A 14,432-nucleotide genomic window follows, 5' to 3' on the forward strand; every position below is an offset into this window, starting at 1 on the left:
CATGACGGCGGAGGTCGGGGTCCTGGCGGCCGGGGGGGGCGCGGCCGGGGGCGGGGGCGGGGCACGAGTCCGAGGCTGAGCCGGAGTCGCCGTCCGCGCGTCCCGTCGTCATCGTGGACCAGTTCGAGGAGACCTTCACCCTCTGCCCCGACGAGTCCGAGCGGCGCGCGTTCATCGCGCTGCTGCAGGCCGCCTGCACGCCGGGCCGTCCGGGAGAGGCGGCGCCGGTCCTCGTAACGCTCGGCATCCGCGCCGACTTCTACGAGCAGTGCCTGCGCCATCCCGAACTGGCCGACGCGCTCCAGCACCGGCACATGGTGCTCGGGCCGCTGACCACCGCGGAACTGCGCGAGGCGGTGACCGCACCTGCCAAGGCCGTCGGCATGGAACTCGAACCGGGCCTCGCCGAGCTGATCATCCGTGAGGTGAGCACCGACGGCCCGCACGGGACCCACGACGCGGGCGTGCTGCCCCTCCTCTCGCACGCCCTGCTCGCCACCTGGCAGCGGCGCAAGGCGGGCCGGCTGACGCTCGCCGGGTACCGCGCGGCGGGCGGCATCCAGGGTGCTGTGGCCGGGACCGCCGAGCGGGCCTGGTCCGACCTGGACCCGGCGGCCCGCACGGCGGCGAGGCTGCTGCTGCTCAGACTGGTCCGGCTGGGCGAGGACACCCAGGCGACCCGCAGACGCAGTACGCGACGGCGGCTGGCGCAGGAGTCGAGGGACCCCGGCAAGACCGAGGAGTCCCTGGAGGCGCTGGTACGGGCCCGCCTGGTGACCCTCGACGCGGAGGCCGTGGAGATCACCCACGAGGCGCTGCTGCACGCCTGGCCGCGGCTGCGCGACTGGATCGACGAGGACCGCGCCGGCAACCTGCTGCGCCAGCGACTGGAGGAGGACGGCCGGGCCTGGGAGGAGTCGGACCGCGACACCTCGCTGCTCTACCGGGGTTCCCGACTGGAACAGGCCCGCGGCTGGGCGGACTCGGCGGGCGGCACCTTCCTGACCCGCAGCGCGGTCGATTTCCTGGCCGCCGCGAGCAGACTGCGCCGGCGCACCGTCCTGATCCGGCGCGCCGCGGTGTCGACGCTGGTCGTGCTCGCCCTGGTGGCCGTCGGATCGGCGGTGATCGCCTGGCAGCAGCGCAACGACGCGGTGTTCGAGCAGGTGGTCGCCGAGGCGGACCGCGTCGAGGACACGGACCCGTCGCTGTCCGCCCAGCTCGACCTGGCGGCGCACCGCCTGCGACCGGACGACGAGGACGTCCGCAACCGGCTGATATCCATCGTGAACGCGCCACTGGCCACCCCGCTCCTCGGGCACACCGGCGCCGTCTACCTGACCTCCTTCAGTCCCGACGGGCGACTCCTGGCGACGGCCAGCTACGACCGGACCGTCCGGCTGTGGGACGTGTCGGACCCGGCCCGTCCGGAACAGCTGGGAAAGCCCCTCACCGGGCACAGGAGCTGGGTGAGCACCGCCGTGTTCAGCCCGGACGGCCGCACCCTGGCCAGCGCCTCCGACGACGGCACGATCCGGCTCTGGGACGTACGGAACCCGAGCCGTCCCCGTCCGCTCGGCGCACCCCTGACCGGCCACGGCGGTACCGTCTACCTGCTCGACTTCAGCCCCGACGGCCGCACCCTCGCCTCCGCCCACGACGACCACGCGGTGCGCCTGTGGAACGTGGCCGACCCGCGCCGGCCGCGGGCCCTGGCCACCCTGAGCGGCGCGACGGCGGCGGTGCGCTCGGTGGCGTTCAGCCCCGACGGACGGACCCTGGCCGCCGGTGGCGACGACAACGCGGTCCGGCTCTGGGACGTGGCCGACCCGGACCGTCCGGAGCCGGTCGGCGCACCGCTGGCAGGTCACGGCGCCCTGATCCACTCCGTGGCCTTCAGCCCCGACGGACACACCCTCGCCAGCGGGAGCGCGGACGACACCGTACGGCTCTGGGACGTGGCCGACCCGGACCGCGCGAGATCCGCGGGCGCTCCGCTCACCGGCCACACCGGCCCCATCTGGTCGGTGGCCTTCAGCCCCGACGGCGCCATGCTCGCCGCGAGCAGCGCGGACAGCACGGCGAGCCTGTGGAACGTCAGCGACCCGTCCTACCCGTCCCAGGTGGGCATGCCCCTCGCCGGGAGCAGCGGTGAGATGTACGCCCTCGGCTTCAGCCCCGACGGGCGGACCCTCGCCACCGGCAGCGGCGACAGCAAGGTGCGCCTGTGGTCGCTGCCGACGTCCGACATGATCGGCAGGATCGGCGCCTTCCGCCGGGACGGGCACGTGCTCGCCACGGCGGCCCGCGACGGCCGGGTCCGCCTGTGGGACGTGACGAACCCCGCCCGGCCGGTGTCACTGAGCGAGCCCTTCAGCCCGGGCGAGGGCGAGGGCGACATACGGTCGCTGGTGTTCTCCCCGGACGGCGACACCCTGGCGGTGCTCTCCGCGGACGCGGTCCGTCTCTGGAACGTCGGCGACCCGGCCCACCCCACCGCCCACGGACCGCCGGTACCGCTGCGCACCCGCTACGCGGGCCCCGACACCCTGGCGTTCAGCCCCGACGGCCGCACGCTGGCCACCGCCTACGACGACCGCACCGTCCAGCTGTGGAACACCGGGGACCCGTCCCATCCGCGCCGCCTGGGCCGGCCGCTGAGCGGCCACCGTGGATACGTCAACACCCTGGCCTTCAGCCCCGACGGGCGGACGCTCGCCAGCGGCGGCGCGGACGACACCGTACGGCTCTGGGACGTGAGCGACCCCGCGCACGCCACCGCCCGCGGTACGCCCCTCTCCGGGCACCTCGGGCCCGTCAACGCCCTCGCCTACAGTCCGGACGGCCACACCCTGGCCAGCGGCAGCGACGACGGCACGGTCCGCCTCTGGGCCGTTCCCGGCGGCGGCGAACCCGGACGGGCCGCGTCGACACTCGCCGGTCACACCGACTCGGTGGTGTCCCTGACCTTCAGCCAGGACGGCGAGACCCTGGCCAGCGGCGCCAACGACAACACCGTCCGCCTCTGGAACGTCACGACGCCCGCCGAGGCCGCGCCCATCGGCCAGTCGATGAGCCCCAACGCCAAGGCGGGGAGCTTCCTCTCCTTCAGCCCCGTGCGTCACATGCTGGGGGTGTCGAGCGGAACGGACACCGTCCGGCTCTGGAACCTCGGGGTGGACGACGCCATCGACCGCATCTGCTCGGCGACCCGGAACGTACTCACCGAGGAGAAGTGGAACGAGTACCTGCCGCGCCTGGACTACGAGCCGCCGTGCGACTTTTGAAAAAGTGACCCCGGTCACACCTCGTCCACCCGACCGACCAGTCGGCACCCATGACGCACCGGCCCTTGTTAGCCTTGGCCACAGCCCGACCGCTGGCGCATCCCCCGTCGCCAGCGGTCGGGCCTTCTCATCGAGGCGATGTAGCCGCTGACGCCCCGCGCCCCTGGCGTCCCGACCCACCCCGGCCCACCACTTTCCCCAGCTCCATCCCCACGCACGCCCCTACGGGCCCGCGGACCAGGGACGACGTCCATACACGTCGTGGGCGACGGCGAGCGGGAAGCGGGAAGCGGTGGGCATGCTCGCCGGACTCCTGGAAGGACCGCTCAGCGGCTGACGTGCCCGCTGGACGAGCGGCGGCGGAACCTGCCGCGCACCCAGAGCACGCTGAGAGCCACCGCGGCGACGACGGACAGGAAGATCGCCCCGAGAACCACTGTCACCCCGGCTGAGATCACGAAGATCGCCCACCACGGCGGATCGCCTTCCACAGTCCTCCTCGACGAAGCGTGCGTACCAAGCACGACGCCGGGACGCAGGGGCTGGTTCCGTGACCGCCGTTGATGTCAGCCGTGCATGTCAAAAACCCCCAGCCGTTGCCGACTGGGGGTCTTCTCGCTGGTGGGGCTAACAGGATTTGAACCTGTGGCCTCATCCTTATCAGGGATGCGCTCTAACCAACTGAGCTATAGCCCCGCCGCGCTCTGCGGTGTATGTCCCGCGCGCTGACTCCTGAAGATTAGCGCACGAGGAGGGCAGTCCCAAAATCGGTTGTCGCGGGGTCCCGGAGGGACGATCACTCGTCCTCGGCGAGCGTCAGCTCCACGCCCCCGACGAAGCCGGCGGACAGGTTGTAGATGAACGCGCCGAGCGTGGCCAGCGCCGTCGCGAGGACGACGTCTATGACGGCGATGACCGTGGCGAACAGCAGCACGTTGGGCAGCGACAGGAACGACTGCAGGTCGAAGCCGTTGGACTCGTTGGAGCCGGTCGCCTCGGAGATCGTGCCGCCGACGGTGGAGAAGACGCCCATGGCGTCCATGACCATCCACAGCACGGCGGAAGCGACGATCGTGCAGATGCCCAGCGCGATGGAGAGCAGGAAGCTGACCTTCATCACCGACCACGGGTCGGCCTTCGACACGCGCAGGCGCGCCTTGCGGACCCGCGGCGTGGTACGCGCGCCGGTGCGCGGGCGGCGCACGGCGGACGCGTTGCCGCCCTGGGTCTGGTAGGCCTGCGGCGGGTGGTACGGCCCGCCCGGCTGCTGGGGCTGCCGATCCCCCGGCAGCGGCGAGGCCGCCTGCTGAGTCTGCTGGCCTCGGGTGTCCGTCACAGTTCCCCCCTGGGATCCATGCTTCTGCGACGTCTGCGAGTCGGTCGCGCCGTCGTCGATCTTGCGCAGCTGAGTCGTGTGCGGATCGGTCGCACGCGCGGCGGAGCCACGGCCGCCGCCGCCCGTTTCCGTACCCCTGGAGGTACCGGCCGACCCGGCGCCCGTGGCTCCGCTCACGATGACTCTCTCCTCGTGCTACTCGGCCGAGGGCGCCTCACCCTCGTCCGTGCCGGTGGTCTCGGGACCCTCGGCGGACTCGTCGACGACGACATCGCCGTCGACCTCCTCCGCCTCGCGTCCCGCCTCGGCGTTGCGTGCGATGCCGACGACGGCATCGCGCTTGCCCAGATTGATCAGTTGAACGCCCATGGTGTCACGGCCGGTCTCCCTGACCCCGCTGACTCGCGTACGAATCACACCGCCCGAGAGTGTGATGGCGAGGATCTCGTCGTGCTCCTCGACCACCAGCGCACCCACGAGCGACCCGCGGTCCTCGACGATCTTGGCGGCCTTGATGCCGAGGCCGCCGCGACCCTGGACGCGGTACTCGTCGACGGAGGTCCGCTTCGCGTAACCGCCGTCGGTGGCAGTGAACACGAACGTACCGGCTCGAACAACATTCATCGAGAGCAGCTCGTCCCCTTCGCGGAAACTCATGCCCTTGACGCCCGAGGTCGCACGGCCCATCGGCCGCAGCGTGTCGTCCGACGCGGTGAACCTGATCGACTGCGCCTTCTTGCTGATCAGCAGCAGATCGTCCTCGGCCGAGACCAGCTCGGCACCGATCAGCTCGTCGTCGGAACCGTCCGCCTGCTCGCGCAGGTTGATGGCGATCACGCCACCCGAACGCGGCGAGTCGTAGTCCTTCAGGGACGTCTTCTTCACCAGGCCCGCCTTGGTGGCCAGGACCAGGTAGGGCACCGCCTCGTAGTCGCGGATCGCGCGGATCTGGGCGATCGTCTCGTCCGGCTGGAAGGCCAGCAGGTTCGCCACGTGCTGCCCGCGCGCGTCCCGGCCGGCGTCGGGCAGCTCGTACGCCTTCACCCGGTAGACCCGGCCCTTGTTGGTGAAGAACAGCAGCCAGTGATGGGTGGTGGACACGAAGAAGTGGTTGACGATGTCGTCTTCCTTGAGCTTCGTGCCCCGTACGCCCTTGCCGCCGCGCTTCTGCGCCCGGTAGTCGTCGGTCTTGGTGCGCTTGATGTAGCCGCCCCGGGTGACCGTGACGACGATGTCCTCCTCGGCGATCAGGTCCTCCATGGACATGTCGCCCTCGTACGGGATCAGCTTCGTCTTGCGGTCGTCGCCGTACTTCTCGACGAGCGCCGCCAGCTCCTCGCTGACGATGCCGCGCTGCCGGGCCGGGGAGGAGAGGATCTCGTTGTACTCGCGGATCTTCGCCTGGAGTTCGTCGTGCTCCTGGACGATCTTCTGGCGCTCCAGAGCCGCCAGGCGGCGCAGCTGCATCTCCAGGATCGCGTTGGCCTGGATCTCGTCGATCTCCAGGAGGCCCATCAGGCCGTGGCGCGCGATCTCGACGGTGTCGCTGCGCCGGATCAGCGCGATGACCTCGTCGATGGCGTCCAGGGCCTTGAGCAGGCCGCGCAGGATGTGCGCCCGCTCCTCCGCCTTGCGCAGCCTGAAGCGCGTACGACGGACGATGACCTCGATCTGGTGGTTCACCCAGTGGCGGATGAACGCGTCCAGGGAGAGGGTGCGCGGCACACCGTCGACCAGGGCCAGCATGTTGGCGCCGAAGTTCGACTGCAGGTCGGTGTGCTTGTAGAGGTTGTTCAGGACGACCTTGGCGACCGCGTCCCGCTTCAGGACGATCACCAGGCGCTGGCCGGTGCGGGACGACGTCTCGTCGCGGACGTCGGCGATGCCGCCGATCTTGCCGTCCTTCACCAGGTCGGCGATCTTCTGCGCCAGGTTGTCGGGGTTGGTCTGGTAGGGCAGCTCCGTGACCACCAGGCACTGGCGGTTCTGGATCTCCTCGACCTCGACGACCGCGCGCATGGTGATCGAACCACGCCCGGTGCGGTACGCCTCCTCGATGCCCCTGCGGCCCACCACCAGGGCGCCGGTCGGGAAGTCCGGGCCCTTGATGCGCTCGATCAGCGCGTCGAGCAGGTCCTCGTGCGAGGCCTCGTAGTTCTCCAGGTACCACTGGGCGCCGGCGGCGACCTCGCGCAGGTTGTGCGGCGGGATGTTCGTCGCCATACCGACCGCGATACCGGCCGAACCGTTGATCAGCAGGTTCGGGAAGCGGGCGGGCAGGACGGTCGGCTCCTGGGAGCGGCCGTCGTAGTTGTCCGTGAAGTCGACGGTCTCCTCGTCGATGTCGCGGACCATCTCCATCGACAGCGGCGCCATCTTGCACTCGGTGTAGCGCATGGCCGCCGCCGGGTCGTTGCCCGGCGAGCCGAAGTTGCCGTTGGAGTCGACCAGCGGCATCCGCATCGACCACGGCTGGGCGAGGCGCACCAGCGCGTCGTAGATGGAGCTGTCGCCGTGCGGGTGGTAGTTGCCCATGACGTCGCCGACGACGCGGGCGCACTTGTAGAAGCCGCGCTCGGGGCGGTAGCCGCCGTCGTACATCGCGTACAGCACGCGGCGGTGCACGGGCTTGAGGCCGTCACGGACGTCGGGCAGCGCGCGCGAGACGATGACGGACATCGCGTAGTCGAGGTACGAGCGCTGCATCTCCGTCTCGAGCCCGACGGGCTCGACACGCATCGCCAGGGCGTCGCCCTCGGGCGTCGTCACAGGGGTGTTCTCGTCGGTCATTGCTGGTGAAGGTCCTTCCTGGTGCGGTCAGCTGAGACCGACTCAGATGTCGAGGAAGCGGACGTCCTTGGCGTTGCGCTGGATGAACGCGCGCCGGGCCTCGACGTCCTCGCCCATCAGCACCGAGAACAGGTCGTCGGCCTGCGCGGCGTCGTCGAGCGTGACCTGGCCGAGGACGCGGTGCTCCTGGTCCATGGTCGTGATGCGCAGCTCCTCGGCGTTCATCTCACCGAGACCCTTGAAGCGCTGCACGGAGTCCTCACGGATGCGCTTGCCGGCCTGGCGGCCCATCTCGATCAGCGCGTCGCGCTCACGGTCGGAGTACGCGTACTCGAAGTCGTCCCGGCCCCACTTGATCTTGTACAGCGGCGGGCGGGACAGGTACACGTGCCCGGACTCGACCAGCGGCCGCATGAAGCGGAACAGGAAGGTCAGCAGCAGGGTGTTGATGTGCTGGCCGTCGACGTCGGCGTCCGCCATGAGGATGATCTTGTGATAGCGGAGCTTCTCGATGTCGAAGTCCTCGTGCACACCGGTGCCGAACGCGGAGATCATCGCCTGGATCTCCTGGTTCTGCAGGATCCGGTCGATGCGCGCCTTCTCGACGTTGAGGATCTTGCCGCGGATCGGGAGGATCGCCTGGTACTGCGGGTTCCGGCCGGACTTGGCGGAACCGCCGGCGGAGTCGCCCTCGACGATGAAGATCTCGCACTTGGTCGGGTCGTTGGACTGGCAGTCGGACAGCTTGCCCGGCAGCGACGCCGTCTCCAGCAGACCCTTGCGGCGGGTCAGGTCGCGGGCCTTGCGGGCCGCCACACGCGCGGTGGCCGCCTGGATGCCCTTGCGGATGATGTCCGCCGCCTCGTTCGGATTGCGGTCGAGCCAGTCCGCGAGGTGCTCGTAGACCACACGCTGCACGAAGGTCTTGACCTCCGTGTTGCCCAGCTTGGTCTTGGTCTGGCCCTCGAACTGCGGCTCGGACAGCTTCACCGAGATGATCGCCGTCAGACCCTCGCGGATGTCGTCACCCGTGAGGTTGTCGTCCTTCTCGCGCAGCAGCCGCTTGTCGCGCGCGTACTTGTTGATGAGCGAGGTCAGCGCCGCACGGAAGCCCTCCTCGTGCGTACCGCCCTCGTGGGTGTGGATGATGTTGGCGAAGGAGTAGACACCCTCGGTGTAGCCGCCGTTCCACTGCATCGCGACCTCGAGGGACAGGTTGCGGTCCTTGTCCTCAGCCTCCAGGTCGATCACGGTGGGGTGCACCACTTCTCCCTTGCGGGAGTTGAGGTACTTCACGAAGTCGACGATGCCGCCCTCGTAGTAGTACGAGACGGTCTTGACCTCGTGCTTCTCGTCCTCGCCCGCCTCGTCCGCACCGGCCGTGGCCTTCGCCGACTCGCGCTCGTCGGTGAGGTTGATGCGCAGGCCCTTGTTGAGGAACGCCATCTCCTGGAAGCGCCGCGACAGCGTCTCGAAGGAGTACTCGGTGGTCTCGAAGATGTCCGGGTCGGCCCAGAAGGTGACCGTGGTACCGGAGTCCTCGACCGCCTCGTGCTGGGCGAGCGGCGCGGTGGGGACGCCCAGCTTGTAGTCCTGGGTCCAGCGGTAGCCGTCGCACTTGATGTCGACGGACAGCCGGGACGACAGGGCGTTCACGACGGAGACACCCACGCCGTGCAGACCACCGGAGACCGCGTAACCGCCGCCGCCGAACTTGCCGCCCGCGTGCAGCACCGTCAGGACGACCTCGACGGCCGGCTTCTTCTCGACGGGGTGGATGCCCACCGGGATGCCACGGCCGTTGTCGACGACCCGGACACCGCCGTCGGCGAGGATCGTGACGTCGATGGTGTCCGCGTGGCCGGCCAGCGCCTCGTCGACGGAGTTGTCCACGACCTCCTGCACCAGGTGGTGCAGGCCGCGTTCACCGGTCGAGCCGATGTACATGCCGGGTCGCTTGCGGACCGCGTCCAGACCCTCGAGCACGGTGATGGCACTGGCGTCGTACGAGGCGGAGGCCGCGCCGTTCGAAGTGCTCACCACGTCGTTCACGCCGGTGTCGGTGGACGGGTTGTTCTCGTTGGGGTTGCCGGAATCGGCCACGAAGCGCCCTTTCTGGCACAGCACGAGCCGGGCTCGTCGGCGGGTTGCCGGAGCGGCTGCGGCATGTTGCGTTGGTAAGCCTTGATCAGCGTTGCTCAGCTAGTCCCGAACGGTCCCCACGTTCGGGGCGGGATTCTCTCCCAGTCTACCGGTACCACTGACACTGATGGGGGTTTGCCGGTACCTGAGTCCGCATGTGCCGCCCTGAACCAGCATCGCCCGACTCCCGATATGCGGAAGGGGGCCTCAAGAGGCTCACAACGGCACTCAGCGCTTCGAGACGTCAACCCTTGGCTACTTGGGAGTCAGATCGTGATTCACGAGCGCACGCAGGGGTACGCCGCAGCGGTCGCCGACGGTTCACACCGATCAACGACGACCGAATATGTGAGGTACATCACCCATGCGTGACGGGGCGCCAGAGTGCCCGCCCGTCACCCGTGAAGCGCCCGCAGCTCACCCGTAGGTGTCACCCGGACCCTGGCTGCCGGGCGCGCGCAACGGACCGTAACGGCGCCCGGGACCCCCGGAACCTCCGGGGCCCAGCACCTTGATCATCCGGACCGATCCGTGCCCCAGGTCCTCGTTGAGCCGGGCCACCAGGGTCGGCGCCAGCAGCCGCAGGTTCGTCGCCCAGGCCGTCGAGTCGCAGCGCACCACCAGCACCCGCTCGTCCTCGTCGTACCGCTCCGGCACACAGTGCTTGGCCACGTCCTCGCCGACGATCTGCGGCCAGCGGCCCATCACGCCGCCCACCGCGGCCGGCGTCTCCCAGCCGCGCTCGGTGATCAGCCGGTTGATGGCCGACCCCAGCGCCATCGGGTCCCGCCCGTCGGCCCGCGCCCCTGAGCGCAGGCCTCCGCGCCGCGCCTGCTTCTTCTGCTGCGCCGCGTCCCCACGCGCGCGTGCCGCCTCCCGCGCCGCTCTGAGCGCCACGCGCGCGAGGTCGACGCCGGACGGTCCGGGATTCCCACCCCGCGGCCCGGGCTGCTCCTCCGGGACCGGCTCCTCGGTGCTCATACGCGCTCCACCGTGCCCTCCGCGACCGTGAACCGCGTCCCCGCGAGCACCTGCGGCACGTCGTCGTCGACCGCGGCCGTCACCAGCACCTGCTCGCCGGGTGCCACCAGCTCGGCCAGCCGCTCCCGGCGCCGCGCGTCCAGCTCGGCGAAGACGTCGTCGAGGACCAGGACGGGCTCGTTGCCCTCGGCCCGCAGCAGGTCGAACGAGGCCAGCCGCAGCGCCAGCGCGTACGACCAGGACTCGCCGTGGGAGGCGTACCCCTTGGCGGGCAGGGAGCCGAGTTTGAGCAGCAGATCGTCCCGGTGCGGCCCCACCAGGGTGACGCCCCGCTCGATCTCCTGCTTGCGCGCCTCGGCGAGCGCTGCCATGAGCTGCTCGTACAGGTCCTCGCGCGTGTGCGCCTCGCCCGGCGCCGACGGCTTGTACTCCAGGGCGACGGGGCCGCCGCCCGGGGCCAGCTGCTCGTACGCCTTGTCGGCCAGCGGCTGCACGGCGGCGATCAGGTCGAGGCGCTGGGCGAGCAGCTCGGCGCCCGCGCGCGCGAGGTGCTGGTCCCAGACGTCGAGCGTGGACAGGTCCATCGTGCGGCCGCCGTGCCTACGGGCGAGCGCGGCGGACTTCAGCAGGGTGTTGCGCTGCTTGAGGACGCGGTCGTAGTCGGAGCGCACCCCCGCCATGCGCGGGGAGCGGGCGGTGATCAGCTCGTCCAGGAACCGGCGCCGCTCCCCGGGATCGCCCTTCACCAGCGCCAGGTCCTCGGGCGCGAACAGGACGGTACGCACGATGCCGAGTACGTCACGGGGCCTGACCTGCGAGGACCTGTTGATGCGGGCCCGGTTGGCCTTGCCCGGGTTCAGCTCCAGCTCGATCAGCTGCTGCCGGTCGCCCTGTCTGACCTGGGCGCGGATCACGGCGCGCTCGGCACCCATGCGCACCAGGGGCGCGTCGGAGGAGACCCGGTGGCTGCCGAGGGTGGCGAGGTAGCCGACCGCCTCGACCAGGTTCGTCTTGCCCTGCCCGTTCGGACCGACGAAGGCGGTGACGCCCGGGTCCAGGGGCACCTCGACCCGGGCGTACGAACGGAAGTCGGCCAGCGACAGATGCGTGACGTGCATGGTCGTTCGCCGACCTCCCCAACTGGTGGTGCCTACTTCTTCTCGACCGCGTGACCGCCGAACTGGTTCCGCAGCGCGGCGATCATCTTCATCTGCGGGGAGTCGTCCTGCCGGGACGCGAACCGCGCGAACAGCGACGCGGTGATCGCCGGCAACGGCACCGCGTTGTCGATCGCGGCCTCCACCGTCCAGCGTCCCTCACCGGAGTCCTGTGCGTAACCCCGCAGGTCGCCGAGGTGCTCGTCCTCGTCGAGCGCGTTGACCGCCAGGTCGAGGAGCCAGGACCGGATCACCGTGCCCTCCTGCCAGGACCGGAAGACCTCGCGGACGTTCTCCACGGAGTCGACCTTCTCCAGCAGCTCCCAGCCCTCGGCATAGGCCTGCATCATCGCGTACTCGATGCCGTTGTGGACCATCTTCGCGAAGTGGCCCGCGCCGACCTTGCCGGCGTGCACGGCGCCGAAGTCGCCCTCCGGCTTGAGGGCGTCGAAGACCGGCTGCACCTTGGCGACGTTCTCCGCGTCGCCGCCGTACATCAGCGCGTAGCCGTTCTCCAGGCCCCACACGCCGCCGGAGACGCCGCAGTCGACGAAGCCTATGCCCTTGGCCGCCAGCTCCTCCGCGTGCTTCTCGTCGTCCGTCCAGCGGGAGTTGCCGCCGTCCACGACGACGTCGCCGGGCTCCAGCAGCTCGCCGAGCCGGTCGACGGTGGCCTGGGTGGCCTCGCCGGCTGGGACCATGACCCAGACCACGCGCGGGGCGCTGAGCTTGCCCACAAGCTCTTCCAGGCTGTGGACGTCGGCGAGGTCCGCATTGCGGTCGTATCCGACGACGGTGTGGCCTGCGCGGCGGATCCGCTCGCGCATGTTGCCGCCCATCTTGCCGAGGCCGACGAGACCGAGCTCCATCAGTTGCTTTCCTTAGGTGTGCGAGGTGGCAAGGCGGCACCTCCGTACCCGCCGGATGCGTGCCGCGGCACTTTCGTACCCGCGCCGAGCCTAAACCCGCACGCCCGTGCACAGCTGTGGGCATACGCGCTCAGACGTACGCCCCACCTGCGGGTTTCCTCACCCTGTGGACAACCACCGACGGTGCGGACGGCTCAGCCGCTCAGCCGCACCGGCATGATCAGGTACTTGTAGGCCTCGTCCGCCTCGGCGTCCAGCGCGGGCTTGCCGCTGAGCAGCGCCGGCTTCGTGGACGTCGTGAAGGACAGCTGGGCGACCGGCGAGTCGATGGCGCTCAGGCCGTCCAGCAGGAAGGTCGGGTTGAAGGCGATCGAGATGTCATCGCCGTCCAGCTGGGCGTCGACCCTTTCCACAGCCTGTGCGTCGTCGCTGGAGCCGGCCTCCAGGATGAGCACGCCCTGCTCGAAGCTGAGCCGCACCGGGGTGTTGCGCTCGGCGACCAGGGCCACGCGCTTGACGGCCTCCACGAAGGGGGCGGTCTCGATCACGGCGACGCTGTTGAACTCCGTCGGGAACAGCGTCTTGTACTTCGGAAGGTCGCCCTCCAGCAGCCGCGTCGTCGTCCGGCGGCCGGCCCCCTCGAAACCGATCAGGCCCTCGCCCGCGCCCGAGCCGGACAGCGCGATGATCACCTGGTCGCCGCTGGTCAGCGCCTTTGCGGTGTCCTGGAGCGTCTTGGCGGGCACCAGCGCGACCGCGGACACCTCCGGGTTCTCCGGCTTCCACAGGAACTCGCGGACCGCGAAGCGGTAGCGGTCGGTGGAGGCCAGCGTCACCGAGTCGCCCTCGATCTCGATGCGCACACCGGTGAGCACGGGCAGCGTGTCGTCGCGGCCCGCGGCGATCGCGACCTGCTGCACGGCCGCGGCGAAGACCTCGCCGGGGACCGTGCCCGTCGCCTCCGGCATCTGCGGCAGCGCCGGGTACTCCTCCACCGGCAGGGTGTGGAGGGTGAACCGCGAGGAGCCGCAGACCACCGTCGCCCGTACACCGTCTGTGGAAATCTCCACCGGCCGGTTGGGGAGGGCGCGGGAGATGTCGGCGAGCAGGCGGCCAGAGACGAGCACCGTGCCCTCCTCCTCGATCTCGGCCTCGACCGACACCCGCGCGGAGACCTCGTAGTCGAAGCTGGACAGGCTCAGCTGCCCCTCCTCGGCCTTCAGCAGCAGGCCGGCGAGGACCGGCGCCGGCGGACGGGCCGGGAGGCTGCGCGCCGCCCAGGCCACGGCCTCCGCGAGTACGTCGCGTTCCACCCGGATCTTCACTGTTGCCGCCTCCTGCTGTTGCCGGCGCTGCTCGCTCTGCCTGGCCTTCGTCGTCTGGGTCGGTGTCGTCGTTCCCCACGGGACCGGAACACCGGGGACCAGTCTGACGCACCCCACTGACAGTAGGTGCCCTTCGGGGTCAAGTCGTGACGAGGGGCGGTCGGGCACCGGAGAGCGAGTTGTGCACAGGACCCGCTTCGAAACGAATTCCGCTCTCTCTAAGGTCAGGAGTAGTAGTAGGGCCTGTGGATACCGTGGATAACCGCGTTTTCCCAGGTCAGAGCAGGAATTTTGTCCACTGGTCCTGTGGGCGGAGCCCGTGGACAACCGGGCGTATCTGTGGAGAACAGAAAGTTCTGCACACTCCGTGCACAGGGAGAGGCGACTTCTCCCCAACGCCGTCCCCAGCTTTACCCACGTTTCCCACAGCCCAACCCGGCACCCTGATGTGACGCCTTTCACTCGACGCGGTGACAGGGCGCGTCGTGTTGCCGAACAGTGGACAGACATGTGGAGAAGCCCATGATCGTTGGGGACAACCGGCT

The 14,432-nt window shown here is 70.0% G+C and carries 8 protein-coding genes, 1 tRNA gene and 1 pseudogene; 1 reads left to right on the forward strand and 9 read right to left on the reverse strand.

Going from position 1 to position 14,432, the window contains the following annotated elements; all coding sequences use genetic code 11:
• Nucleotides 1-92: 92 nt before the first annotated feature.
• Nucleotides 93-3,287 (forward strand): annotated as a pseudogene (locus tag DMH12_RS10365) (WD40 repeat domain-containing protein); the annotation flags it as partial.
• A gap of 326 nt (nucleotides 3,288-3,613) precedes the next feature.
• On the opposite strand, the gene DMH12_RS39025 reads toward DMH12_RS10365, so the two are convergent.
• From DMH12_RS39025 to dnaN, 9 genes are all read right to left on the reverse strand, one after another.
• Nucleotides 3,614-3,778, reverse strand: a complete 165-nt coding sequence (locus tag DMH12_RS39025) for a hypothetical protein (RefSeq protein WP_185832240.1) — start codon at nucleotides 3,776-3,778, stop codon at nucleotides 3,614-3,616.
• Nucleotides 3,779-3,906: 128 nt separating this feature from the next.
• Nucleotides 3,907-3,983: transfer RNA gene (locus tag DMH12_RS10370), tRNA-Ile, on the reverse strand.
• Between the two features lie 100 nt (nucleotides 3,984-4,083).
• Nucleotides 4,084-4,800 (reverse strand): DUF3566 domain-containing protein, encoded by a 717-nt coding sequence (locus DMH12_RS10375; protein ID WP_185832241.1) that lies wholly within the window; start codon nucleotides 4,798-4,800, stop codon nucleotides 4,084-4,086.
• Between the two features lie 18 nt (nucleotides 4,801-4,818).
• The gene (gene gyrA / locus DMH12_RS10380; RefSeq protein ID WP_125491281.1) at nucleotides 4,819-7,413 is read right to left on the reverse strand and encodes a DNA gyrase subunit A; all 2,595 of its coding nucleotides are present in this window, start codon (nucleotides 7,411-7,413) and stop codon (nucleotides 4,819-4,821) included.
• Nucleotides 7,414-7,455: 42 nt separating this feature from the next.
• Complete coding sequence (gene gyrB / locus DMH12_RS10385; RefSeq protein ID WP_185832242.1) at nucleotides 7,456-9,516, reverse strand: DNA topoisomerase (ATP-hydrolyzing) subunit B; 2,061 nt, start codon at nucleotides 9,514-9,516, stop codon at nucleotides 7,456-7,458.
• Between the two features lie 456 nt (nucleotides 9,517-9,972).
• Entirely contained in the window at nucleotides 9,973-10,536 is a 564-nt protein-coding gene (locus DMH12_RS10390; protein ID WP_125491283.1) for a DUF721 domain-containing protein, read from the reverse strand.
• A complete protein-coding gene (gene recF / locus DMH12_RS10395) occupies nucleotides 10,533-11,654 on the reverse strand; it encodes a DNA replication/repair protein RecF (RefSeq protein WP_122616565.1) in 1,122 nt (373 codons plus the stop codon). Before recF ends, DMH12_RS10390 begins: the two co-directional genes overlap by 4 nt.
• A gap of 32 nt (nucleotides 11,655-11,686) precedes the next feature.
• Nucleotides 11,687-12,562, reverse strand: coding sequence for a phosphogluconate dehydrogenase (NAD(+)-dependent, decarboxylating) (gnd, locus tag DMH12_RS10400; RefSeq protein ID WP_125491284.1), 876 nt, complete (start codon nucleotides 12,560-12,562; stop codon nucleotides 11,687-11,689).
• A 194-nt stretch (nucleotides 12,563-12,756) separates the two neighbouring features.
• Nucleotides 12,757-13,887: a DNA polymerase III subunit beta gene (gene dnaN, locus DMH12_RS10405; RefSeq protein ID WP_125491285.1), complete on the reverse strand. Its 1,131-nt coding sequence runs from the start codon at nucleotides 13,885-13,887 to the stop codon at nucleotides 12,757-12,759.
• Nucleotides 13,888-14,432: the final 545 nt, after the last annotated feature.

The sequence above is a fragment of the Streptomyces sp. WAC 04229 genome (genome assembly GCF_003947455.1).
Taxonomy (GTDB): domain Bacteria; phylum Actinomycetota; class Actinomycetes; order Streptomycetales; family Streptomycetaceae; genus Streptomyces.

Coding starts and splice junctions, on each gene's coding strand:
- gnd (WP_125491284.1), bottom strand. CDS start 12,562: ATGGAGCTCGGTCTCGTCGGCCTCGGCAAGATGGGCGGCAACATGCGC.
- recF (WP_122616565.1), bottom strand. CDS start 11,654: ATGCACGTCACGCATCTGTCGCTGGCCGACTTCCGTTCGTACGCCCGG.
- DMH12_RS10390 (WP_125491283.1), bottom strand. CDS start 10,536: ATGAGCACCGAGGAGCCGGTCCCGGAGGAGCAGCCCGGGCCGCGGGGT.
- gyrA (WP_125491281.1), bottom strand. CDS start 7,413: ATGACCGACGAGAACACCCCTGTGACGACGCCCGAGGGCGACGCCCTG.